This window comes from Acinetobacter sp. V115_6, assembly GCF_031799025.1.
GTDB classification, from domain to species: Bacteria; Pseudomonadota; Gammaproteobacteria; order Pseudomonadales; family Moraxellaceae; genus Acinetobacter; species Acinetobacter pittii.
This window is the reverse complement of record NZ_JAVQNO010000021.1, coordinates 709,507-734,149: the sequence shown is the minus strand read 5'-3', so window position 1 is coordinate 734,149 and position 24,643 is coordinate 709,507. Positions and strand designations below refer to the sequence as shown.

At 39.9% G+C, this 24,643-nt stretch carries 25 protein-coding genes and 1 pseudogene; 13 read left to right on the top strand and 13 right to left on the bottom strand.

Features of this window, described 5'->3' with window-relative positions; all coding sequences use genetic code 11:
• The first annotated feature begins 12 nt into the window (after positions 1–12).
• The 3 genes from RMA94_RS11875 (at position 13) to yghU (ending at position 2,559) form a co-directional block, all read left to right on the top strand.
• On the top strand, positions 13–918 hold the full coding sequence (locus tag RMA94_RS11875; protein WP_311083061.1) for a LysR substrate-binding domain-containing protein: 906 nt from the start codon (positions 13–15) through the stop codon (positions 916–918).
• A gap of 120 nt (positions 919–1,038) precedes the next feature.
• On the top strand, positions 1,039–1,665 hold the full coding sequence (yfcF, locus tag RMA94_RS11870) for a glutathione transferase (protein WP_311083059.1): 627 nt from the start codon (positions 1,039–1,041) through the stop codon (positions 1,663–1,665).
• Between the two features lie 33 nt (positions 1,666–1,698).
• On the top strand, positions 1,699–2,559 hold the full coding sequence (gene yghU, locus RMA94_RS11865) for a glutathione-dependent disulfide-bond oxidoreductase (protein WP_311083057.1): 861 nt from the start codon (positions 1,699–1,701) through the stop codon (positions 2,557–2,559).
• A 37-nt stretch (positions 2,560–2,596) separates the two neighbouring features.
• On the opposite strand, the gene RMA94_RS11860 is transcribed toward yghU, so the two are convergent.
• Positions 2,597–3,517 carry a LysR family transcriptional regulator gene (locus tag RMA94_RS11860; RefSeq protein WP_311083055.1) on the bottom strand — a complete coding sequence of 307 codons (921 nt, stop codon included), beginning with the start codon at positions 3,515–3,517 and terminating at the stop codon, positions 2,597–2,599.
• Between the two features lie 125 nt (positions 3,518–3,642).
• Between RMA94_RS11860 and RMA94_RS11855 the strand changes: the two genes are divergently transcribed.
• From RMA94_RS11855 to RMA94_RS11835, 5 genes are all read left to right on the top strand, one after another.
• Positions 3,643–4,380 (top strand): SDR family oxidoreductase, encoded by a 738-nt coding sequence (locus RMA94_RS11855; protein ID WP_311083053.1) that lies wholly within the window; start codon positions 3,643–3,645, stop codon positions 4,378–4,380.
• Positions 4,381–4,618: 238 nt separating this feature from the next.
• Complete coding sequence (locus RMA94_RS11850) at positions 4,619–5,128, top strand: rhodanese-like domain-containing protein (RefSeq protein WP_238971336.1); 510 nt, start codon at positions 4,619–4,621, stop codon at positions 5,126–5,128.
• Positions 5,129–5,146: 18 nt separating this feature from the next.
• Positions 5,147–6,088, top strand: a complete 942-nt coding sequence (gene epsC, locus RMA94_RS11845; RefSeq protein ID WP_080631121.1) for a serine O-acetyltransferase EpsC — start codon at positions 5,147–5,149, stop codon at positions 6,086–6,088.
• Between the two features lie 240 nt (positions 6,089–6,328).
• Positions 6,329–7,261 (top strand): family 2A encapsulin nanocompartment shell protein, encoded by a 933-nt coding sequence (locus RMA94_RS11840; RefSeq protein WP_001107594.1) that lies wholly within the window; start codon positions 6,329–6,331, stop codon positions 7,259–7,261.
• Positions 7,236–9,197: a family 2A encapsulin nanocompartment cargo protein cysteine desulfurase gene (locus tag RMA94_RS11835; protein WP_069122938.1), complete on the top strand. Its 1,962-nt coding sequence runs from the start codon at positions 7,236–7,238 to the stop codon at positions 9,195–9,197. Before RMA94_RS11840 ends, RMA94_RS11835 begins: the two co-directional genes overlap by 26 nt.
• Before the next feature lie 168 nt (positions 9,198–9,365).
• Here RMA94_RS11835 and RMA94_RS11830 read toward each other — a convergent pair.
• Positions 9,366–9,486 (bottom strand): annotated as a pseudogene (locus RMA94_RS11830) (hypothetical protein).
• 88 nt (positions 9,487–9,574) lie between these two features.
• A complete protein-coding gene (locus tag RMA94_RS11825) occupies positions 9,575–10,213 on the bottom strand; it encodes a LysE family translocator (RefSeq protein ID WP_311083050.1) in 639 nt (212 codons plus the stop codon).
• Positions 10,214–10,304: 91 nt separating this feature from the next.
• Here RMA94_RS11825 and RMA94_RS11820 point away from each other — a divergent pair, with 91 nt between their 5' ends.
• Positions 10,305–11,234 (top strand): LysR family transcriptional regulator, encoded by a 930-nt coding sequence (locus RMA94_RS11820; protein ID WP_311083048.1) that lies wholly within the window; start codon positions 10,305–10,307, stop codon positions 11,232–11,234.
• Positions 11,235–11,282: 48 nt separating this feature from the next.
• On the opposite strand, the gene RMA94_RS11815 is transcribed toward RMA94_RS11820, so the two are convergent.
• From RMA94_RS11815 to RMA94_RS11795, 5 genes are all read right to left on the bottom strand, one after another.
• Positions 11,283–12,149 carry a cysteine ABC transporter substrate-binding protein gene (locus RMA94_RS11815; protein WP_311083046.1) on the bottom strand — a complete coding sequence of 289 codons (867 nt, stop codon included), beginning with the start codon at positions 12,147–12,149 and terminating at the stop codon, positions 11,283–11,285.
• An 82-nt stretch (positions 12,150–12,231) separates the two neighbouring features.
• Complete coding sequence (locus tag RMA94_RS11810; RefSeq protein ID WP_032063758.1) at positions 12,232–13,092, bottom strand: transporter substrate-binding domain-containing protein; 861 nt, start codon at positions 13,090–13,092, stop codon at positions 12,232–12,234.
• Positions 13,093–13,122: 30 nt separating this feature from the next.
• Entirely contained in the window at positions 13,123–13,854 is a 732-nt protein-coding gene (locus RMA94_RS11805; RefSeq protein WP_001130361.1) for an amino acid ABC transporter ATP-binding protein, read from the bottom strand.
• A 2-nt stretch (positions 13,855–13,856) separates the two neighbouring features.
• Entirely contained in the window at positions 13,857–14,522 is a 666-nt protein-coding gene (locus RMA94_RS11800; RefSeq protein ID WP_060466457.1) for an amino acid ABC transporter permease, read from the bottom strand.
• Positions 14,512–15,171: an amino acid ABC transporter permease gene (locus RMA94_RS11795; RefSeq protein ID WP_001104465.1), complete on the bottom strand. Its 660-nt coding sequence runs from the start codon at positions 15,169–15,171 to the stop codon at positions 14,512–14,514. The genes RMA94_RS11800 and RMA94_RS11795 overlap by 11 nt, the downstream gene beginning before the upstream one ends.
• A gap of 64 nt (positions 15,172–15,235) precedes the next feature.
• On the opposite strand from RMA94_RS11795, the gene RMA94_RS11790 reads away from it, so the two are divergent.
• Positions 15,236–15,349, top strand: coding sequence for a hypothetical protein (locus tag RMA94_RS11790; protein WP_078225548.1), 114 nt, complete (start codon positions 15,236–15,238; stop codon positions 15,347–15,349).
• 106 nt (positions 15,350–15,455) lie between these two features.
• Here RMA94_RS11790 and RMA94_RS11785 read toward each other — a convergent pair whose 3' ends face one another.
• The 3 genes from RMA94_RS11785 to RMA94_RS11775 all read right to left on the bottom strand — a co-directional run bounded on the left by RMA94_RS11785 (position 15,456) and on the right by RMA94_RS11775 (position 20,303).
• Entirely contained in the window at positions 15,456–15,740 is a 285-nt protein-coding gene (locus RMA94_RS11785) for a GNAT family N-acetyltransferase (RefSeq protein WP_004642449.1), read from the bottom strand.
• Between the two features lie 142 nt (positions 15,741–15,882).
• The gene (locus tag RMA94_RS11780) at positions 15,883–16,842 is read right to left on the bottom strand and encodes a response regulator transcription factor (RefSeq protein ID WP_017386113.1); all 960 of its coding nucleotides are present in this window, start codon (positions 16,840–16,842) and stop codon (positions 15,883–15,885) included.
• On the bottom strand, positions 16,839–20,303 hold the full coding sequence (locus tag RMA94_RS11775; protein WP_311083039.1) for an ATP-binding protein: 3,465 nt from the start codon (positions 20,301–20,303) through the stop codon (positions 16,839–16,841). The genes RMA94_RS11780 and RMA94_RS11775 overlap by 4 nt, the downstream gene beginning before the upstream one ends.
• Positions 20,304–20,498: 195 nt before the next feature.
• Between RMA94_RS11775 and RMA94_RS11770 the strand changes: the two genes are divergently transcribed.
• The gene (locus RMA94_RS11770) at positions 20,499–22,115 is read left to right on the top strand and encodes a cytosine permease (RefSeq protein ID WP_002114289.1); all 1,617 of its coding nucleotides are present in this window, start codon (positions 20,499–20,501) and stop codon (positions 22,113–22,115) included.
• Between the two features lie 59 nt (positions 22,116–22,174).
• On the opposite strand, the gene RMA94_RS11765 is transcribed toward RMA94_RS11770, so the two are convergent.
• Complete coding sequence (locus tag RMA94_RS11765) at positions 22,175–22,630, bottom strand: Lrp/AsnC family transcriptional regulator (RefSeq protein ID WP_000376211.1); 456 nt, start codon at positions 22,628–22,630, stop codon at positions 22,175–22,177.
• A 156-nt stretch (positions 22,631–22,786) separates the two neighbouring features.
• Here RMA94_RS11765 and RMA94_RS11760 point away from each other — a divergent pair, with 156 nt between their 5' ends.
• The gene (locus RMA94_RS11760; protein WP_009388290.1) at positions 22,787–23,398 is read left to right on the top strand and encodes a LysE family translocator; all 612 of its coding nucleotides are present in this window, start codon (positions 22,787–22,789) and stop codon (positions 23,396–23,398) included.
• Between the two features lie 70 nt (positions 23,399–23,468).
• On the opposite strand, the gene RMA94_RS11755 is transcribed toward RMA94_RS11760, so the two are convergent.
• Positions 23,469–24,080 carry a LexA family transcriptional regulator gene (locus RMA94_RS11755; protein ID WP_002114396.1) on the bottom strand — a complete coding sequence of 204 codons (612 nt, stop codon included), beginning with the start codon at positions 24,078–24,080 and terminating at the stop codon, positions 23,469–23,471.
• 287 nt (positions 24,081–24,367) lie between these two features.
• On the opposite strand from RMA94_RS11755, the gene RMA94_RS11750 reads away from it, so the two are divergent.
• On the top strand, positions 24,368–24,601 hold the full coding sequence (locus RMA94_RS11750; RefSeq protein ID WP_002114518.1) for a hypothetical protein: 234 nt from the start codon (positions 24,368–24,370) through the stop codon (positions 24,599–24,601).
• Positions 24,602–24,643: the final 42 nt, after the last annotated feature.

Below are 24,643 nucleotides of genomic sequence, written 5' to 3'. Positions count from 1 at the left end.
CTATTCTTTATTATGCTTTCTCTAAAATCATTACAGTGCTTTGTTACTCTGGTTAAAACTAAAAGTTTTACCCGTACTGCTGAAGAGTTGTATCTGACTCAACCCACTATTAGTAAAATATTACAGCAGCTTGAAGAGCAACTTCAGGTACAGCTTTTGATTAAACCCGATCATGGCCGTAAAAGACAAATCGAGTTAACTGAAATTGGAGAGCGCATTTATCAACATGCGGTCGAGCTTCTTCAGGCAGAGCAAAACATCTTTCTTGAAATAGAAAACTATCAACAATTAAAAACAGGTACTTTAAAACTTGGCGTTCCGCCTTTAGGTTCGCAGCTCTTAACGACTGCCCTATTTGATTATCATCAGCAATTGCCAGATATTGAATTAGCTTTTATGGAAGTGGGTTCACGTGGTATTGAACAAGCTTTGCTTAACAATGAACTAGACGTAGGCGTTTTATTGCAGCCTTTTGATGAGCAAATCTTTAATAGCATTGAGCTATGTAACTACCCTTTAATGGTACTTTTACGCCGTGATGCGACTTGGGCAACCCGTAAAAAAATAAATCTCGAAGAGCTACAACACCAATCATTTTTAATGTTTCCAGAAAATTTCTCTTTAAACAGTATTATTCTCGATGCCTGTAAGCAGCATGGTTTCTACCCAACCATTGCTTGCCGGACCAGCCAATGGCATCTCTTGGCAGACATGGTGTTACAACGAATGGGGATTGCGCTTCTCCCGCAATATTATACCGACATGCTTGACCCGACTTTATTTGCAGCAGTGCCACTCGAAAAACCAAATATTCAATGGCACTTAGTCATGGCTTGGAAAAAAAATCTTCCTGTTTCACCAGCGGTACAGGCGTGGCTTAGTATTGTTCGTCAGCATTTTCAGCACATTAAGCCCTAGCGTTGAACACTGAAATGGGTTAATTCAAAAACTAATAAAGCTTTTCCACAAAAAAGCTACCCAATCTTGGATCAGCTCACTTAGACTAGATTCGATTGTTTTATGACATGGACAATAACAATGAATAATGAACATTTTAAGCTGTACACAGATTCACAATTTCTAAGCCCCTATGCGTTTACAGTTTTTGTAGGGCTACATGAAAAACAAATTCCATTTGAAATAGCGACCATCAACTTAGGCCAGCAAGGCCAGTTTGAAAAGTCTTATGTAGCAAAGTCATTAACTGCCAAAGTGCCTGTACTCGAACATAACGATTTTGCCTTATCAGAATCCTCCGCCATTTTGGAATATCTTGAGAAGCTTTATCCAAACACATCTATTTATCCAAAAGATATTCAAGCACGCGCAAGAGCAAGACAAATTCAGGCATGGCTCCGATCAGACTTAGTGGCACTAAGAACTGAGCGTCCAACCGATGTTGTTTTTATTCAGCCCACGTCCACTCCACTTTCAGAAGAAGGCAAAAAAGCTGCGGAGAAACTTTTCTTTGTTGCAGAAAAACTTCTTGCGTCTGATGCCGAATTTCTTTTTGGTTCATGGAGCATTGTGGATGCTGAACTTGCCCTGATGTTGCAACGCCTTATTCAAAATGGTGATGCTGTACCAGAACGTTTAAAAAACTATGTATTACAGCAATGGCAACGTCCGACCGTACAAAAATGGCTTGCCTTGCGACATAAATAAATCCTTATATTTACACCAAACACGAGTTAAAAAATGAGTGATTCAAACTATATTCCTCCACAAGTTTGGCAATGGACTGGAGAAAAAACCGATTTAAACCAACCTACTTCAGGTGCGCGTTACGAACATGAGCTTCCTGTCGGTAAACATCCGCTCCAGCTCTATTCTTTAGCAACGCCTAATGGTCAAAAAGTCACTATTTTGCTAGAAGAGCTTTTAGCATTAGGACATCAAAATGCTGAATATGATGCTTGGTTGATTAAAATTGGTGAAGGACAGCAATTTGGCAGTGGCTTTGTAGAAATTAATCCAAACTCTAAAATTCCAGCATTGGTTGACCATAGCCAAAACCCGCCATTAAGAGTGTTTGAATCTGGCTCAATTTTGCTTTACTTGGCTGAAAAATTTAAAGCTTTCATTCCGACTGATATTGTTCCACGTACTGAATGTCTTAATTGGTTATTCTGGCAAATGGGCAGCGCGCCATACTTAGGTGGCGGTTTTGGGCATTTTTATGCTTATGCACCCGTTAAAGTTGAATATGCAATTAATCGCTTTGCCTTGGAAACGAAACGTTTACTTGATGTGTTAGATCAGCATCTAGCAAAGCATGAATATTTGGCAGGTTCTGAATATTCGATTGCTGATATTGCAGCATTCCCTTGGTATGGTGGTCTTGTTAAAAACTGGGTGTATAACGGCGCGGAGTTTTTAGGTGTCGATCACTATAAAAATGTTCAACGTTGGGCAGATGCGATCTTAGCGCGCCCTGCGGTACAACGTGGCCGTATGGTAAATCGTACCTTTGGTGATTTAGCTACGCAGTTGCATGAACGCCATGATGCCAGCGATTTTGAGACCAAGACTCAAGATAAATTACAAAACCAGTCTTAAAAATATCATTCAGTTTTTGACTTACCCGCAAGATATTTCATTTTTGCGGGTATTCAAAGTCGGCAAAATAACTCGTATATAACTCACTCAGCCAAGCGACAAAAACGCGTACACGTGGCGAGAGCTGCCGATGCTGCGGATATAAAGCAGAAACTGACATCTTCGGGATTTCCCATTCAGATAAAACCTCAACCAGTTGCCCGTCTTTTAATTCATTCGCCACATGATAGCGCGGAACCTGAATTAAACCTGCCCCACGTAAAGCAGATAATACATAGTTTTCAGCATCATTTACCGCGATCCAGCTTTTCAAAAAATAATCTTGTTTTTTGCCATTCACCATCAATTCAAATGGATAATTCCGCCCGCCTGATGTCGAAAAGAAATTAACACAATAATGTGACAACAAATCTTCTGGTTGCTGTGGCGTTCCATGTTTATTTAAATAGTCAGGACTTGCGCAAATCACTTGTGGCATATCGACCAAATGTCTAGCAATTAAAGTGGAATCATCCAAACGGCCCGCTCTCACCACACAGTCTATCCCTTCCCTAATCAGATCAACCAAGCGGTCACCCGTACTGATTACCAGTTCAATGTCGGGGTACAACTGATGAAATTGGTCGATATTGGGTAAAACAATTTTGGTCGCATGCGCACCGGATAAATCGACACGTAATAAACCACGGGGCTGAGCAATTACATTGCGTAAAGATGATTCTGCATCATCGAGTTCCGATAATATTTGTGTACAACGCTCATAAAATGCTTGTCCATCTAGTGATGATCTTACATGCCGAGTCGTCCGTTCTAGCAAACGGCACTGTAAATTACTCTCTAACTCCTTAATGGCATTACTTGCAGTAGCACGTGGGATATTTAGCTGATCGGCTGCCTGACTAAAACTACCCAGCTCTACAATGCGGGTAAAAAGTTGCAAGGTATCAAATTTATCCATGGTGCTCGCTTTTAACTCTATCTATTATTAACAAATATGGAATTATCTTATAAAATTCTAATGATTTATCCCATATTTCTATATTATTAAAATAAGCCATACCTACTCAAACAGGCAATCTAAAAATGAATATTTCAAGAAAAACAGCTCTGGTTACTGGTGCTTCAGGCGGTATTGGTCGCGCTATTGCTGAGCGTTTAGCTCAAGATGGCTTTTATGTCATTGTTAACTATGCTGGCAATAAGGTTCATGCCCAAGCAACTGTAGATCATATTATTGAGCAAGGTGGTCAAGCCTCTGCTATTCAAGCGGACGTCGCAAATGAACATGAAGTGAGTCGTTTGTTTCAAGAAGCTAAAGCCATTAACGGTCAATTGGATGTTGTGGTTCATAGTGCTGGTATTATGCCTATGGCAAAAATTACACCTAAAGGTCTGCCAGATTTCGATAAAGTAATTCATACCAATTTACGTGGTACTTTTTTAATATTGGCGTATGCAGCCGAAACAGTTCTGGATGGTGGCCGGATTATTGTCCTTTCAACGAGTGTAATTGCTAAATCTTTTCCGGCATATGGTCCCTATATTGCTTCAAAAGCAGGTGTCGAAGGCTTGGTACATGTGTTAGCAAATGAGTTACGTGGACGCAATATCACTGTAAACGCCGTTGCGCCCGGTCCGACAGGCACTGACCTTTTTTACAATGGAAAAACTGAAGAGCAAGTAGCGGCTATTGCAAAACTTGCTCCATTGGAACGAATCGGAACACCTGAAGAAATTGCTGGCGTAGTGGCCATGCTGGCTGGCCCAGATGGGGGCTGGGTAAATTCTCAAGTCATTCGTGTAAATGGTGGATTTGCTTAATTTTAAAAACCGTGCGGATTATTTTAATCTGTACGGTTTTTTACTAAATAATAAAATTTCTTAAATCTATTTTATTTTAATAACTTTATAAGATTAACTAATACTTTTTTATATAAAATATTCACCGCTCTTATTTATCAAAATAATATATATAAATAGATATTCCTTATTTTTGCTTATATTTAAAACCGCGTAAATTGAACCTTAACAATCTGAATCAAAGATAAGGATATATTCAATGAACGCTAAATTAAATACTGAAACTCCACAAAGTTTTATCTCAAATGGTTCAAATACATCCTTTTCAGCCGAAGAAATTCTTGCTAAAGCACAGCAATACGCACAGGACCATGAACTTAATTTTAGTGGCAGTTTATCACCTACTGATGCATGGCAGCTCGTACAACAAGGCGAAGCTGTTTTAGTTGATGTGCGTACCAATGAAGAACGTAAATTTGTGGGTTATGTCCCTGAAAGTGTTCATGTCGCTTGGGCAACAGGCACATCGTTTAACCGTAATCCACGCTTTTTAAAAGAACTCGAATCAAAAGTTGGTAAAGATAAAACCATTCTTTTGTTATGCCGTAGTGGCAACCGTTCAGCACAAGCTGCTGAAGCCGCATTTAATGCAGGTTTTGAGCACATTTATAACGTTCTTGAAGGCTTCGAAGGCGATCTAAATGATCAGCAACAGCGTAATCAGAAAAATGGCTGGCGCATCCATCAACTTCCTTGGCAACAAGACTAATACTTCAATCAATTTTCAGTGAATCAAGGAAAGCTTGTGACTCAATGGAACATTAATGCGGTTGTACAAGGTTTACAACAAGCAAGGCATGACTGGCGTCAGCAACAGCACAGAACAAAAGAATTTGGAGGCCGTGAACTTCCATCTAAAGAAGCTTTAAAAGTCATTTTAGATGACTTGTGTGGAATTTTATTTCCAATGCGTTTAGGCCCTGCTGACTTACGTCAAGAAACTGAAGATTCTTATATTGCCTATACTTTAAATCGGGTGCTGACAGCCTTACATGCTCAAGTGCAACTGGCTTTGAATTATGAAGCAAAACGTCATTTAGGTCATTCAAGCCCAGTGCAGCACCCACAAGAATTTGCTCAAACAATTGTGCAGGATTTTGCCAACACCTTGCCCTCTATACGACGTCTTTTAGACGGCGATGTGCGTGCTGCTTATGAAGGTGATCCAGCAGCACATAGTGTAGATGAAGTATTACTCTGCTATCCGGGCATATTTGCGATCATTTATCACCGAATTGCGCATCAACTCTATGCCCAAGTGCCTTTATTGTCTCGCATTATTTCCGAGTTGGCTCACTCTGCAACGGGTATTGATATTCATCCGGGTGCGCAAATTGGCAAAGGATTCTTCATCGATCATGGTACGGGTGTAGTGATTGGTGAAACTAGTGTCATTGGGGAACGTGTTCGTATTTATCAAGCAGTGACTCTTGGAGCAAAACGCTTTGAAACCAATGATGATGGCGCTTTGAAAAAAGACTATACACGCCATCCAATTGTTGAAGATGACGTCGTGATCTATGCAGGTGCAACCATTTTAGGCCGTATTACCATTGGTCGAGGGTCAATTATTGGGGGAAATGTTTGGCTAACCCATAGTGTGGCAGCAGGTAGTCAGATTTTACAGTCTCCTAATGAGTCTTATCAAAAAAATCATATAGCCGGTTAAAAACTATAGATGTGAAATAAATAGATAAGGAGATAAATAAACAAAGAACGTGCAGATTAATAAAATGCTTATTTCTAGTTTAAATATATTTTTATTTAGAAAATAGATAACTCATTAATAAGCTCAGTATTTAAAAAATTTATAACGCGATTTTAATTTTAAAACCAGAACTAATTCTAGTTTATATGCATCCTAGAATTTTTATTTTCAAAAAGCCAATGTAATAAGGAAAAATGATTCATGGCGAAAAATACAGACAAAGCCCAACTTGCACTTGGGGACCATGCGGCCCGTCAATTGGCCAATGCAACCAAGACAGCTCCCCAGCTTTCTACAATTACTCCCCGCTGGTTGACTCACTTACTTCAGTGGATTCCTGTTGAAGCAGGTATTTATCGCCTAAACCGTGTCAATAATACCGATGATATTCAGGTGGCTTGCACACAACGTGATGAAGCCACTTTGCCACAAACTTTTGTTGATTATGACCCTGAGCCACGCGAATACTTTTTAAATGGTGTATCTACAGTTTTAGATGTGCATACACGTGTAGCCGACCTTTATAGTAGCCCACATGACCAAATTAAAGAACAACTTCGCTTAACCATTGAAACCATTAAAGAACGTCAAGAAAGTGAGCTCATCAATAATCCTGAATACGGTTTACTGGCAAGTGTGACAGATGACCAACGTATTTCGACTTTAAATGGCCCACCTACTCCAGATGATCTTGATGACTTATTACGTAAAGTCTGGAAAGAACCGGGGTTTTTCTTAGCGCATCCTGATGCGATTGCAGCATTTGGACGTGAATGTACACGCCGTGGTGTACCACCTCCAACGGTTAGTCTGTTCGGTTCGCAATTCATTACATGGCGCGGAATTCCACTCATTCCATCTAATAAAATTCCTGTAGAAGATGGCAAAACTAAAATCTTGCTGCTTCGTGTTGGTGAAAAGCGTCAAGGGATTGTTGGTTTGTTCCAGCCGGGTCTTGCTGGTGAACAGTCACCAGGGCTTTCAGTACGTTTTATGGGGATTAACCGTAACGCGATTGCGTCGTATCTAATCTCGTTATATTGCTCACTTGCAGTATTAACAGACGATGCTTTGGCAGTGTTAGATGATGTGGAGGTGGACAAATATCATGACTACCCAGTTAACTACAAGTAATCTGCAAGGTAGTCCAACGGGGCCTGAAGTGACTGGTGTTAACCCACCAGCCAACTTCCCAGATGAGTCCACCATTGCTCGACTTGCTAATGAGTTTTTTTCAGCATTACCAAGCTCAAGCAGTTCAGCTTCTCCATCGGGCCTTAACTTGGACTTACCTATCGGAGCGCCACCGCACCCACCACAACCGGGTGAACCATTTTCTGCACTCAGTGGTCGTGCGCCCAATATCGCCTTTCAGAAAAGTCTCAATCCGGAATATCCTGAGCATATTCCAAATTTGCCAGACTACCCTGAACGTCGAATTGTAGCGTCTGCGCCTGTGATTGGTGGAGCTAATTTGCCGCGCCCACCATTTGAGCCACATTTGCCACAAGCTGCTCATAGTGAACCCAATGTGCCACGCATTGAACCAAACTTACCCACTGGTGCAGGTGAATCACCTTATTATTTTTTAAATGATTTTTCTGCTCCCAATACAGCAGAACCGTCTGTTAAAGGTGTTGAAGATAATTATTCAGTTGCACAGTCTTTTCAGTTGCCACATGGTGACCAGCTGAAATCATTGCTGACGGAAGATCGTTTTGCAACAAACACGCCCACCCAAAGTTCGGCAAGCTCTGCATTTTATTTTTTAGACTTGCCTCAAAGTGGACAAAGTTATAGTCACTATCAACCATCGCAACCCACTTTTGTAGCAAGCAGTGCTCAACCACTCGATGTGCATGCCATACGTCGCGATTTCCCAATTTTACAGGAACGCGTCAATGGTCGACCTTTGGTCTGGTTTGATAATGCAGCTACTACACAAAAACCGCAGCGCGTGATTGATCGGATTGCTTATTTTTATCAGCATGAAAACTCAAATATTCACCGTGCTGCCCATGAATTAGCGGCTCGTGCAACCGATGCCTATGAGCATGCAAGAAATGTAGTGGCCCGATTTATTGGTGCACCCTCTTCTAAAGAAATTATCTTTGTTCGAGGAACAACCGAAGGCATTAATCTGATTGCAAAAACATGGGGTGAGCAAAATATTGGTGAAGGTGATGAAATTATTGTTTCTCACTTAGAACACCATGCCAATATTGTGCCTTGGTATCAACTCACTAAAAAAACTGGAGCGAAATTACGAGTCATTCCTGTGGATGACACTGGGCAAATTATTTTAGAAGAATTGCCAAAACTGATTAATGAGCGCACCAAACTGCTGTCGATTACTCAAGTTTCAAATGCTTTGGGTACAGTCACACCTGTTGCTGAAGTCATTAAAATTGCGCATGCCAAAGGTGTTCGTGTTTTAGTTGATGGTGCTCAATCTGTTTCGCACATCCCTACCGATGTACAAGCTCTTGATGCAGACTTTTTTGTGTTTTCTGGACATAAAGTGTTTGGTCCAACAGGTATTGGTGCGGTCTATGCAAAACCAGAATTGCTAGAAAGTATGCCTGTTTGGGAAGGCGGCGGTAACATGATTCAGGATGTTACCTTCGAACAAGTAGTTTACCAACCTGCACCAAACAAGTTTGAAGCTGGAACTGGAAACATTGCCGATGCTGTTGGTTTAGGCGCTGCACTTGAATATGTCGAAAGTCTAGGCATTCATAACATTGCTCGCTATGAACATGATCTACTCGAATATGGTCAAAATGCGCTGAGTAGTGTGTCAGGTTTACGCCTGATCGGAACCGCACATCACAAAGCCAGTGTTATGTCCTTTACCTTACAAGGCTATTCAACCGAACAAGTGGGTAAAGCTTTAAATCAACATGGTATTGCTGTACGTTCTGGGCACCATTGTGCACAGCCAATTTTACGTCGTTTTGGTGTGGAACAGACCGTGCGTCCGTCTTTGGCTTTTTATAATACGACTGAAGAAATTGATTTATTGGTGTCGGTGTTACATCAACTGACACGTAATAGGCGTAGCAACTAAATCTATTTTTAGACTAGAAAAGACTGCTTTCGAGCGGTCTTTTTTTATGGATTCTTTATTGAAGCTACTTTATCTCTAAAGTCATATATGAAGTAACAAGTCAAAGTAGCTATCACGGCGGAGTCTTATTATCTTAAATTCGATTTCTAGATTAGCCTTCGGCTCGTGCTAAGAGTCATCTACAGCCTGCCCATAATTTATAAAAATAATGTTTTTGCAACATTTCCTGATAGATGAAAACAGTGAACAGGTTCTGTAGATGACAAAGTTTTTTGGTTACTTTTTCCAAAAAAAGTAACAGAATTAGCTACTTTATTATGACGTATAAACGGTAAGACTCCGTCGTGCTACCCCATCCACTTATAAATACAACCAACTTAAACAAACAAACTCCAAATCAATCTCAACGCAATCCCAATCAACAACAATCCCATCACCCTCTCAAAATAAACCCCAAACTCCAAAAATCTTTTACGTACGATAGGCTGTGCAAACAGTACGCTCACCACCATAAACCAAATGGCATTAACCATACACATCCAGACCCCATAAAAGACCTGAACTTTCATTGGTGTGGTTGTACTCACAATCGTTGTAAAAATTGCCAGAAAAAAGATGGTGGCTTTGGGGTTTAACGCATTGGTAAGAAAACCCATTGTAAACGCTTTAAACAAACTTGGAGCATCACTATCAGTTTGATTATTGATCTCAAGATTTGTATTCGGCTGGCTACGCAAACACTGCCATCCCAAATAAATTAAATAGACTGCTCCCGCTGCTCTAATAAGCGACATGAGCCATTCACTTTGTTGAATCAAAAAACCAATCCCAACCAAGGTATAAAAGACATGAACCGAAATCCCAACACCAATACCAATTGCGGTTAGACATCCAATTAAGTAGCCATAACGTACACTTTGTCTGACCGTAATCACAAAATCTGGTCCCGGTAAAATCACCGCCATAAAATGAATAAGAGCTAGCGTTAAAAACTCATGTCCATATAACTGCCACATAACAATTTAGTTTCCTGAAAATCACCTAAAAGATTGTATTGCGATTTTTTAGACGCGATAATCTAACCAAAATCCAAATAATTTTTGCCTCATGAGCACAAATCAAAATCTGGTTCTATTAAATGAAATGGCGACTTTCGTTAAGGTTGTCGAGTCGGAAAGCTTTTCTGAAACTGCACGCCAGCTTGGTACAACACCTTCTGCTGTGAGCCGCGCGATTGCCCGTTTAGAACGTGCTTTAGGCACCCGCTTACTCTATCGGACTACACGGAAACTTCGTTTAAGTGAAAGCGGACAACAGGTCTATCAACGTTGTTTAGATATGGTAAATGCGGCACAAGCAGTCATGGAAAGTTCAGGTCAATTTCATGTCGAACCAGAAGGTGTTATTCGCATGAGTGTTCCCAAAGCTGTGGGACATTTTATGATTCATCCGCATTTACCCGAATTTTTAGAACGCTACCCGAAAATTGATATACAAATGCTTTTAGAAGATCGCTATGTAGATCTCATTGATGATGGAGTCGATTTAGCACTTCGAATTACAGAGCAACCACCCGGTGGCCTTATGGGTCGAAAACTCATTAATATTGATCACTTGATTTGTGCTACGCCTGAGTATTTGGCCAAGCATGGTATACCGAACCACCCTCATGATTTAAAGCAGCATGAATGTATCTACTTGGGTGAACAAGCCAGTGACTCAAAATGGAAATTTCAACAAGGAAATAAATCGATCAGTGTGGCTGTGCGTGGGCGTTATGCTGCAAATCATACGGGTGTGCGTTTGAGTGCCGCATTACAACATTTAGGTATTGCGAGCTTGCCATACTTCGTTGCACGCCATGCTTTACAACAAGGTACCTTAGTTCAGGTTTTACCAGATTGGTATTTTAAAACCTATTACAGTGGTGGGCTGTGGTTACTTTACCCACCGACAAGGCATGTCCCGCCTAAATTGAGTGTGTTGATTCAATATTTGGCAGATAAACTAGCAGCAGAGCCGACTTTAAAAATCTAGTCGGCTCCTAACTCGAGCAAATCCTGTCTAGAGTCCTCTTTATTAGAATTATTCAACCAATAGATCTTTTGGATTAATCGTATCGCCATAGACTGGTTTTAACGTCTTTTCATAAGCCTGATGAATCACGCCTTCTTTTGCCAATTTCTCTAAATCTTGATTCAACCAGTCCAGCAACTCTTTATCACCTTTTTTCACTGCTGGTGCAATTAAGTCCTGCTCACCTAAATTGGTAATGCCAACAGTGTAATTTGGATTTTCCTTAGCCCACGCTAAAACCAGCAAGTTATCATGGGCAAGCGCAGCGCCACGGCCATCTTTTAAAGCATCAAAAGTTTCAGTGTTTTGCTCATACTTTTGTAGTTTAATTTCAGGATGAGTCTTGGTGAAGAATGAATCAGCCGTTGTACCCTTATTCACCAACAAAGTTTTATCTTTAAGTTGAGCAACATCGGTAATCGGATGACTTTTAGGAGAACCCCCCCCCAAAGCAACTTTTAAATAAGGCTTAGCAAAATCGACTACTTCTTTACGTTCTGGTGTAACGGTAAAGTTGGCAAAAATAATATCCACTTTATTGGCTTTTAAATATTCAACACGATTAGCCGCTTCAGTTAAAACAAACTCAACTTTGTTTTCGTCACCCAGCAGATCTTTAGCGACATGCTTAGCAATCTCTACATCAAAACCCTGATTTTTACCTTGAGCATCTAAATATCCAAACGGCGGTTTATCACTAAATACACCAATTCGTACCACACCATTCTTTTTGATCTGTTCAATACTTGACGTAGTTTGTGTGGTATCGGCCGTTTTTTCAGTAGATTGAGTTCCTTTGTCACATGCAACTAAACCCAAACTCAGGAAAGATGCAGCTAAAATATGCTTCACGTTTTGAAATGTTAATGTTGTCATTATTTCACCCTATCGTTCTTGTAAAAGTCTTATTTAAAATCGCAGCACCTACTTTTAGACACTGCTCTAGCGATATCAAAAATTATTGGCCTACATCTAAAAACACATTCGGATTGACCGAGTCACCGTAAATTGGTTTCAAGGTTTCATCATAAATTTTATTAATTTCACCACTTGTTCTGAGTTGCTTAATTTCAGTATTGAGCCAATTCAATAATTGGGTATTGCCCTTTTTAACTGCTGGTGCAATAAACTCTTGATCACCAATAGACTGAATACCCGCCACATAACTTGGGTTCTTCGCAGCCCACGCTAAAGCATAGGTACTATCTTGTGAAATCGCGTCACCACGACCATCAGTTAAGGCTTTAAAGGCATCCGAGTTTCTTTCAAACTTAAGTAAATTTACTTTTGGATAATGCTTGGTAAAGTAGGTATCTGAACTTGTGCCTTTATTGACAATTAAAGTCTTACCTTCTAATTGAGCAATGTCAGTAATCGGCTTAGCTTTAGGCGAGACAATACCAAAAGCACCTTTTAAATAAGGCTCAGCAAAATCGACAACCTCTTTACGTTCTGGCGTTACGGTAAATGTCGCGAATACAACATCAGCACGATTTGATTTTAAAAACTCCACCCGATTTGAAGCTTCAGTCACAATAAACTCAACTTTCTTTTCATCACCGAGCAAGTCTTTGGTCACACGTTTTGCTAGAGCTACATCGAAGCCCTGATTATTCCCCGCACTATCTACATAACCAAACGGCGGATCATCGGCAAAAACGGCAACGCGTAGAACCCCATTTTTTTTGACTTGTTCTAAAGAATGGTCTTCTTGAGTATTGCTTGCCTGTTCAGTTGATGGCGTTTTACTACATGCAGTTAACAACACCCCAGCAACGGCAATACTGCTTAATATTTTTATTGAATTACGTTTAAACATTTACTTCCTCATGATTCAAATAATAAAAATTTAGTACGACAAAATATTTAAGAAAGCTTTCGCTCGTTCTGTTTTTGGCTGTTCAAAAAATTCTTCTGGTGAAGCCTGTTCAATAATCTTGCCCTTATCCATAAAAATAATACGGTCAGCAACCTTGCGGGCAAAGGACATCTCATGTGTCACAATCAACATGGTCATTCCTTCATTCGCTAACTTGAGTACCACATCAAGCACTTCCCTGACCATTTCGGGATCAAGCGCAGCGGTAATTTCATCAAGCAAAATGACTTTAGGTTGCATGACCAGCGAGCGAACAATGGCAATACGCTGTTTTTGTCCACCTGAAAGTTGTCGTGGATAATCAAGTTTTCGTTCATATAGCCCGACTCGCTTTAACAACTCATCTGCGACTTGTTCAGCTTCATCGCGATGGCGTTTTTGTACTTTAAGTGGCCCAAGCAAAATGTTGTCAATAACGTTCATATGCCCAAACAGCTCATAGTTCTGAAAAACCATGCCAATTTTTTGACGAGCATTAGTCCAGTCCACATCTTTACCGAGCACACCAGAACCGGTTAAACGAATCTCACCACCCTGAATCGGTTCTAAACCATTAATACAACGCAGTAAGGTACTTTTACCGCAGCCCGATGGGCCTAAAATAACAACCACCTCTCCTTGTTCTACATCCAGATCAATGCCCTGTAAAATATGACTTTGTGCAAATGATTTCTGTAATTGTTGTATCGATAGCAAAGGCATAATTACTCCCAGACCTTTTCTAAATGTGCCGCCAAACGCGATAAGGGATAGCAAATCAGAAAATACAAAATAAAAATAAAACCATAAATCCAAAGAGAAGCGCTCGGCACGGTCAGCAGTGAATTTTCAATAATTTGCTGGCCAACTTTAATGACCTCAACCACCCCAATCAGTACCGCCAAAGAGCTGGTTTTCACCATTCGGGTAAATAAGTTAATTGCGCCTGGTGTTACTCGTTTTAGACTTTGCGGAAAAATGACATAGACCAAGGCTTGAACATGGGTAAGTCCGAGCGCATAAGCTGAATCGCGTTGATGTTGATCAATCGAGGTAATGGCTGCACGAACCAAATCGCCCATTTCTGCAGTACCCCACAAAACAAATACAACAATGCACACCCACATTGCAGAAAACTGCCAGTTAAACCATGTCGCAAAGCCGAAATAAAACACAAACAGCAAAACTAAAATCGGAATGATTCGAATGGCTTCTAAATACAACCGGCACAGTGCTTTAACGACTATGTTTTTAGAAGTCATAATTACGCCGAAAACTGTGCCGAAAATTGCAGAGAAGAACACCGAAATAAATGCAATTTTTGCAGTTGCCCAAAGTCCCCACATTAAACGTTCGAGGTGACTCACTTGAAATAGATAATCAAGTTCCATGGCTCACCTTCCGACTTCTGTGCTCCAGATAACTGGTTAAAATAGACACGGGCAATAAAATGATTAGATAGGCCATGATGAGTAAGAACAAAGCTTCGGTGGTTTTATAGTCCATGCCAATTAAGTCTTTGGTGACAAAAAGCAGTTCAACGACAGCAATGGCACTGACCACAGAACTCTCTTTAATCAGAAATAGGCAATTTGCCCCTATTGCCGGAATTGAAATGGCAAGTGCTTGAGGAAAAATGACATATCTAAAAATTTGAGTCGGTTGCAAACCAATACTTTTTGCAGAATCAATCTGCCCTTTTGCAACAGATTGCAAACCTGCTCGGAAAGCTTCAGCCATATAGCTTCCACCTAAAAAGGTCAGTCCGATCACACCACAAGCAAAACCATCAATTTTGATACCCAGCTTTGGCAAACCGTAATACAAAAAGAACAGTTGAATTAGTAAAGGGGTATTTCGAGATAACTCAATATAGAACTGGGCAATTCTATTTAGCACCCGCACGCGATATGTGATTAAAATGCTGCAAATTAGCCCTACAATAATTGCCAAAATAATACTGATAATTGAAATTTTCAGCGTGGTCAAAGTTGCAGAGAAAAATTGCGGCAACACACTATGGATATACTGCCAGTTCAAGGAAAATTCCAAAAAATAATATTAAAACGTTATAAATATTTAGCTTTCGTCAGCTATTAAATATTTGTGCAACGAGTTTATTTTTTTCCCAATTGGTCTAAAACTATTTTTATTAGATAAGCTTTTCTATAAGTTTGATAAATTCGATCTGGCAATCGAAAACCTTCGAATCAGTTGAATACAACCGCTCAAAACATATTCACTAAAACAAAAATGAATAATAAAACCAATAAAAAATCGGACACCAAGGCCCGATTTTTATTAAATGATTTTCAATCTATTTCTTATTTTCTAAGCACATCACCAATACTTGGGTCTTTATCAAAAACTGATTTTGCATATGGGCAAAGTGGAATCACCTTTACGTCTTTTTCACGGACAAAAGCTACCAAGGCATCAAGTAATTGGCGACCTACACCTTGTCCACGATAATTTTCATTCACATCTGTAGCGTCAATAATCAGCATGCCTTCGCCTGCCCATGTATAAGTCATTTCACCCGCAACGGTTTCACCATCAAGTAAGCTAAAGCTGCCGTGTTTTGTATCATCTTTTTGTTGAATATTCACAATGAATTCCTCGTATTATGGCTCAAATTTATTTAAAAATGACTTTATATATCTTTATCTATAAGAACAAATTTAAGTGTAAAAAAATAGACTATTTTTAGCAGTGAGTCTGTATGCTTTTTAAATACAATCGTCAATTAAATTAGTGAAACTCTTGCACCAGACTATTAATGTGTGCCACAGCAGCAGTTCGGTTTTCAACGCAAAGTTTTTCAAAAATATGCTCTAAATGCTTGTTTACCGTCCGTGGGCTAAGCTCCAAAATTTCTGCAATATCTTTATTGGTTTTTCCTAGCAATAACCAGTGCATGACTTCTGCCTCACGTTGAGTCAACTGCGGGCAATATTTTAAAATATCAGCCATTTCCAAAGCTGGCGTAGAAGTCTTAATCTGTATCAGATAATTTTTTGCCACACTTGGTTCAGTTTGCCACGGCGTAAGCAATAAAAGCTGTAATTGCTGAGATGGCGTTGAATAAGAACAGCTTGTTAATTTTTTGGGGTCTTTTTCATGTTCCAAATCTGAAAACCAAGCTTTTAAGCCTGCTTCAAAGCCCTCTAATTCAGGTAAATATTGATTCAGTAAATCATTAGCCTTTTGGGTTTTCCAAACAATTTTACCGTGAACATCTAGCGCAAGAATGGCTGTTTCCGTTGCATCAATTACCTGTTTTTGTTGTTGCAATAGTTTGGCATGTGCCAAATGTGTTTTTACCCTTGCTAATACTTCTTCAATATTCAAAGGCTTGGTTACATAGTCCACCCCGCCGACCTGAAAACCACGCACTATATGCTCTGTCTCAGACAAACCTGTCATAAAAATGACGGGAATAAACTGCGTAATTGGGCTCGCTTTAAGCTGTATACAACTTTCAAAACCATCCATATGTGGCATATTGCCATCGAGCAAAATCATATCTGGTAAGCATCGGTGGGCAATTTCAATGGCACTTAACCCATCGGTTGTGACAAGCACGCGATAACCGGCCTGATCCAGACTTTCATGTAACAAGCCTAGATTTTCCGGCACATCATCGACAATCAGAATAACAGCCTGCTCGTTTGGCGAAGCTTGCTGAAAAGAAACATGTTGCGTACTCATTGCTTATCCTGAATTAATCGTTGCGCGTGTTTTAAATCAAACTTTTGAATAGCCTGTTCAAGCTGTTCCCATAACTCGTTATGCTCCGGAAAATTTTGACGGCATTGCGTTAAAGTCTGTTGAATTCCTCTAATATAACCCTGCCCAATCAAATCATTTAACTGTTGTAAGCTTTGCGGTAAATCTTGTGGACCATTGTTTTCTGGTTGTCTTGTTAGTGTATAAACAGTGACTTTTTCTTGCTTATACGTCTTTACATGAAGTGCTTGAACCACATTATTTTCTTCGGTTAATGTTGACTTAGAATCAGCCCACACCAACCCTAACTTATCTCCAATTTTACTCAGCAACAAATTGAGATCGATTGGTTTTAGCATAAAGTCTTCACTTAAAACTGCATCTTGTGGATTGACTTCACGCTCACCTGCATTGGCCGAAATAATTAAGATCGGCACATTGGTAATATTATTTTGGCGTAATAACCGCGCAGTTTCCCACCCGCCCATCAAAGGCATATTCAAATCCATTAAAATCAGGTTAGGCTGAAAAATAGGAACACGTCTTAAACAATCAATGCCCGACTCGGCTTCTTCAATAATGAAACCCAAAGGTTTTAGAAAATTAGCAACTAAACCTCGATCCACAGCTTCATTATCGACAACCAAAATTCGTTTTCGCTCGCCTTGATAGCCCATAATCTGGTTGGAATAAACATTAGAAATTGGATGAACCACCTCTTTTGAAGGCAAATAAAACTTAATTTTAAACTGTGAACCTTGATTGAGCTGGCTACTCACAGATAGCTGCCCGCCAAGTAAATCTACCAATAATTTTACAATCGGTAGTCCGAGCCCTGTTCCAGTAAATCCACCCTGAACCACATTACTGCCTCGTTCAAACGGATTAAATATTCGCTCTAAATCCGCTTCTGCAATGCCACAACCTGTATCTCTAATTTCAAAATAGGCCGTTTGAAAACGATATTCGACTTTTAAAGTAATTGTGCCGCTCGTCGTAAACTTTAAAGCATTGCCCAGCAAGTTAATCAGTACCTGCTCTAAGCGCTTTTTGTCGGTGCGGACATAGTGCGGCAGGTTATCTCCAATTTCATAAATAAACTGTAAATTCTTCTGTTCAAACTGAGGCTGAAACATTTGAATAATCTGTTCTATAAAATTTGGGAAATGAACATCCACCACATTTAAAGAAATTTTGCCTGTTTCAATTCGTGCTAAATCTAGTAAACCGTCAATCAGTGAAGTTAAATGCTGCCCACTACGGCTAATCACCCCAAGCGCCATTTTGCCTTGTTCCGAAAGCTGCTCTTGTTTTTGAAGTAATTGGCTATAGCCCAAAATACTATTTAGAGGTGTTCGTAGTTCGTGACTAATTCCAATGACATAACGGCTTTTTGCATCATTTGCCCGCTCTGCTGAAATTCGGGCATCTTGCAGGTCTTTTGAAGTGACTTCATGCGCAGCAATTTCATCAATCAATAACGCTGTTTGTTGATGTGTCTCAATTTCAGCATTACGGCGGCTTTCATCGTTTAGCACTAACCACCATGCCGCAACGCTCATTAATAAAAATAAGATGGTGTAAATTTTGACAAATAGCGTAAATAGCTGAGGAACTCCTTCAGCATTAATCGTTTCCAGATATGCTTTTTCTTGGATATAAACCAGACTTAAACTCACTGCCAAAACAATAGACAGTCCTAAAGTCAGTAATAAATATAAACTGACCCTGCTATTTAAACGACTAGCCCAACGTTCTGGTAAATAGTGCCAAATGGCTTTTTTGAGCTGTACCGACCAACGTGCATCGGGTTTACATAAATCGTGGCAGCGTGCTTCAAGTGAACAGCATAGAGAGCAAATCGTACCGTTATAGGCTGGGCAACCCGCCATATCAGCGAGTTCATAGTCCCTTTCACATACCACACAGGTAGCAACCGAAGTCGCCTGAATTTTTTCAGGCTGACGTGCAATGTAATATTTGCCTTTGGTTAAGTAAGCAATGATAGGAACACATAACACAGCACTCCCCAGAGCAATAAAACTCGCCAAACCTTTTGCCATGAGTCCAAAAAAGCCCAAATAACTAAGCATCGATAACACTGAAGCAATCAGTAAGGCACCCACACCTACGGGGTTAATGTCATATAAATAAGCACGGCGAAATTCAATTCCTTTCGGGCTTAGACCTAAAGGCTTACAGATAATTAAATCGGCAACAACGGCGCCAATCCATGCCAAAGCGATATTGCTATATAGTCCCAAAATGCGTTCAACCGCATGGCTAATGCCCATTTCCATCAAAACAATGGCAATAAAAACGTTAAAAAGAAGCCAGACAATTCGCCCCGGATGACTGTGAGTTAAACGGGCAAAAAAGTTTGACCATGCCAATGAGCCAGCGTAAGCATTGGTCATATTAATTTTAATTTGCGCCAAGCAAACCAGTGCTAAAGTCAATATTAACGCTAGCTGAGGGTTTGGAATAAATTGTTGATAGGCAACCCAATACAGATAAGTCGGATTATCTAGTTCAGAGACAGGAATAAACAACTGAAAAGCCAACACCATCAGCAGCATGCCCATCAAAACTTTTAGAAATCCAAAAATAATCCAAGATGGCCCCCCTAAAAAAACAGCAAAACGCCATGCAGTTCTGTTCTTTTCTTGTTGGGGTAAAAAACGTAAATAGTCGGCTTGCTCACCAATTTGGATCACAAATGAAAAAATAAGAGTGCACGCCGCACCAAAGTAATACAGATTGAAATCGGTCGAGTTTGAAACCGCACCAACAAAATGCAGGCTACTACTTAAAATTTGTGGCTGTTTCCAAAGTACAAAAAACCACGGTAATAACAGCAATAAGAGCCAGATGGGTTGTGTGATTGCTTGAACTTTATTAATAAAACCAATGCCTTTGACTACTAAAGGCAAAATCACTAAGGCAGAAATTAAGTAACCAATAACTTGCGGAATACCTAAAGCAAGCTCAAGTGCCATCGCCATAATTGCGGCTTCAAACGCAAGCAAAATAAAGGTAAAGCTCGCATAAATCAGAGATGTAATGGTTGAGCCAATGTAACCAAAACCTGCACCACGAGTAAGCAAATCGACGTCTACATTATATTTTGCAGCGTAATAACTGATCGGCCAACTGGTTAAAAATATAATGGTACATACGACAATTGCTGCCCATACTGCATTGCTAAAGCCATACTGCCAAAGCATGGTTGCCCCAATGGCTTCCATAGCCAAAAAGCTAACTGTAGAAATTGCAGTATTGGTAACGGTCCAAGGTGACCACTTACGTACCGAGGTGGGTGCATAGCGGAGCGCATAATCTTCGATACTTTCATCTGCCACCCAAATATTATATTCACGGCGTGTTTTGATCACACGTTGTGGCGCTTGTTGGGGGCGTGAAGAATCTGGCATAACACTCATGTTTTGGATGGGGCTGCATTAAACCCAGCAATCCTTATGCCAAAAGTCATTTATCATGGCGATTTTTTCTAATACGCACATATACGCAAAATAACGTATTTTCAATTTTTCCCAAAAATCACACACTCAAAACCATCAAAAAACAATGATCAATATTTGTGTTGATTGACCGAAAATGATTGGGAGATTGATGTTATGAGTGTATCTGAACATCCAAATCTGGACACTGTGCAAGGTACAGATTCACAAAAAGCAGTGAATGAAACCTTAGAAGATTATACTTTACGTTATGCTCCACACAGCTTTCGGCGCTGGAGTCCCAAAGTTGTCGCTATTACTGCTCTTGGTGGTATTGCCTATCTTGCTGACTTTTCTATTGGCGCCAGTATTGGTATGTCTTACGGAACAACCAATGCTGTTTTCTCCATTTTATTTGCAGCAATTATTATCTTCTTAACCGGCATTCCTTTAGCCTACTACGCAGCGCGCTATAACATCGATCTTGACTTGATTACCCGCGGTGCAGGTTTTGGTTATATCGGTTCGGTCCTGACCAGTATCATTTTCGCCAGTTTCACCTTTATTTTCTTTGCCCTTGAAGGTTCAATCATGGCGCAAGGCTTATTACTCGGTTTAGGCATTCCGCTTTGGGCTGGTTACCTCATCTCAACAGTTATGGTCATTCCCCTGGTGATTTACGGTATGAAAGCCTTAAGTAAATTACAAGTCTGGACCACCCCGCTTTGGCTGGTTCTGATGATTGGTCCTGTGGCCTATCTGATTTATCAAGAACCTACCTTAGTCAGCCAGTTTGCAACTTTCACAGGTAACGAAGGTTTTGCAACTGTAGACATGGCTGCAATCATGCTGGGTGCTGGTATATGTTTATCACTCATCATGCAAATCGGTGAGCAAATTGACTATCTACGCTTCATGCCTGCTAAAACAAAAGAAAATAGCAAAGCATGGTGGGCTGCGGTTATTTCAGCGGGTCCGGGTTGGGTGATTTTAGGGGCAATTAAACAAATTATTGGGGCATTTTTAGGGTTCTATTTACTTACTAAAATACCGGGTGTAAACAGCACTGAACCTGTTCAACAGTTTAATGCAGCGTTTCATGACATGCTTCCGGGCTGGGCAGCTTTAACACTTGCAGTGATTTTGGTAGTTATTTCTCAAATTAAAATTAATGTGACCAATGCTTACTCTGGTTCCCTTGCGTGGACAAGTGCCTACACACGTATTAGCAAACATTATCCGGGTCGTATTGTCTTTGTGATGGTGAACTTGGCAATTGCGCTTGCTTTAATGGAAGGCAACATGTTTGCGGTACTGGGTAAAATCTTAGGGTTCTATTCAAACTTTGCAATTGCTTGGGTTGTGGTTGTTGCAACAGATATTTCAATTAATAAATATGTGTTAAAACTTTCACCGAAAGAACCAGAATACCGCCGTGACATGCTATACAACGTAAACCCTGTCGGTATGGTTGCATTCCTTGTATCAGCAGGCTTATCAATTGCAGCATTCTTCGGATTACTTGGTAGCTTTTTGGCGCCTTACTCACCGCTTATCGCACTTGTACTTGCCTTTGTATTAACACCAATCATGGGCTTATTAACCAAAGGAAAATACTACATCAAGTCACACGATGACGGTATTAAAGAACCACGTTACGATGCTGAAGGTACACCAGTTGCAACGGTTTACCACTGCCGCGTATGTGAACAAGGGTACGAGCGCCCAGATATTATGTTCTCTCACAAACATAACGGTACGATCTGTTCTTTGTGTAAAACACTCGATGCTTAAATATTCTTAAAACTAAAAAAGAAGCTTTAAAGCTTCTTTTTTTTTACGCCTGATGATTTTTAGCCAATCGGGAATAAACGTTCAGGCACTACATCTTTCATCACAATGGTTGAGATGAGTCGCTGCACACTTGGAATAGCAGATAATTTTTCATCATACAAACGCTGAAAAGCAGGCAAATCTTTAGCGACCACATGTAGTAAATAGTCTGGCTCACCAAACAAACGCTGCGCTTGAATAATTTGTGGAATATCAATTACGGCATTTTCAAACTTCTCGACTGCCTGTTTATCACCTTCTTTAAGCGTAATAAAAACAATCGCTGAAAATTCAAATCCAACTAAGTTTGGGTCGAGTTCTGCCCGATAACCTTTGATAGCTCCTGACTCTTCTAAAGCCTTCACTCGTCTATGACAAGGTGAAATGCTCAAACCGACTTTTTCTGCCAATTCAGTAATAGATAATCGGCCATTTAATTGCAATTCAGCAAGAATCTTTTTATCTGTGCGATCCATTTAGAAAAATTTACCCCAAATGAGTGTGATATGAGCAAACATTTAAAAGCACATTCTAAATACATGAGCATATTATTTTCAACAAGCTCGAATAAATAGGGATTTTTTCTAAACCACGAGTGAAACCTTTGGAAAATAGTTTGCCGAGATAAGCATATGGCTTTTAATATTTTTATTGCATTTTGGAGTGTCTCCATTCTTTTTATTATTACGCCAGGGGCAGACTGGGCCTATGCCATTTCGGCAGGGATTAAAGGCAAAGTCGTCGTACCCGCTGTTGCAGGTATGCTATTTGGGCACTTTATTACGATTTTATTGGTAGCAGCTGGTGTTGGTCTGCTTGTAGCAAATAATCCAACTGCTCTGATGATCCTAACAATTGCGGGTTCTGCTTATTTGTTATGGATGGGAATAAACTTATTACTTACCCCTCCTACTCCGAACGAATCTGGTTCTGAAAAGGCTCAGTCATGGTTGAGCTGGGCAACCAAAGGCGTTTACGTAAGTGGCTTAAACCCGAAAGTTTTTTTGCTCTTTTTAGCCCTGCTTCCTCAGTTTATTGACACCACTGCTTCATGGTCAGTGACGACACAAATTCTTGCCTTTGGTGTTGTCCACATGATTAGCTGCGCAATTATTTACTTAATGGTGGGTTATGGTTCAGAGGCTATTTTGAAAACCAGACCACAAGCAGCACAGTTAGTCGGCCGTTTTTCAGGTGGTTTAATGGTCGTTATCGCAACGTGCTTATTGATTGGGCAAATTTAAAAGTCATTCAGCAAAAAGTTACTGGCCTCGATTTCAGGTCAGTAACTTAAATAATAAATATAAGAAAAAATTATCTCATTCGTTTGAGGTTATACGTCACGACTCCCCAAATAACCAGTTCTTGCCCCTCTTCAATATAAATATTCTGATAATCAGGATTTTCTGCTTTTAGCCAAACTTTAGGTGGATGAAATTGACTATCAATCATTAAGCGCTTAACAGTGAAATCATTGTCGATGAGTGCAATCACAATATCACCCGATTTAGCGGGAATACTACGGTCCACAATAAGCGGATCATTAATATCAATTCCAGCATCTAACATTGACAACGAATTGGCTTTGACAATAAACGTGGCATTTTCATTTCTAATTAAATATTCATTTAAATCGAGTGCTTGCTCAATATCATCTTGTGCAGGCGAAGGAAAACCTGCCGCAACACGTTCAGTTGCCAAAGGAATGTGGTAAATTTTATCGTTATTCGGGTGGACCTGCTGAACATTAAGTTTTGAGTTAAAGTCGGTCAAGTTATTGGTTTTGACATTATTCAGTAACCAATTTTTGATAAAGTTAACTTGAGACTCGGGAACACGAATGACTTTGGTGGGTTCATTGAACTGTGCTTTACGTCCGGCATTTTCTCGTACACCGCCATGCTCGAACTCTTTTTTCTTTGGCATATTGCCTCCATTCCACTGTTCAAATCCTACACAAACAATGTAACTTGAAAAAGTTACATTTTCAAGTTGACGAAATATTTTTTTTGCATAACAATAAATCTCATGATCAGATTTTAATCCATTTTGCTTTTAACAGGGATGTTTTAACCAAAATGGCAATTTGAAGAAAATCAAAAACTATTTCGAAATAGTCGTTATCGCTGACTGTTTTTTGATTTTTATCAAATGAGATTCTGAACACTTAACATTCTGGTTAAATTCAGTTTTTTGGTATGGAGACATGCGAAATGAAAAATCAACGTGATGCGGTTTTAGGTTATGCAAATGAGCAACATGCTTACTATATCCGCCTAATTGAAAATGATGCGGTTTTAGGTGAAAGCTACGGATTATTTTGTGAAAATCCAGATAGCGAAGCAGCCGAAAGTATTATGACGACACTTTTTTTGAAAAAATCTTTTTGGTTAAACGGTTCTGAATACCTTGATATTGTAAAAGGCCTACAACCTCTCCCTCAGTAAATAAAGTAAGTAAGCTAAAAAACAAAGGAGGCAAAAGCCTCC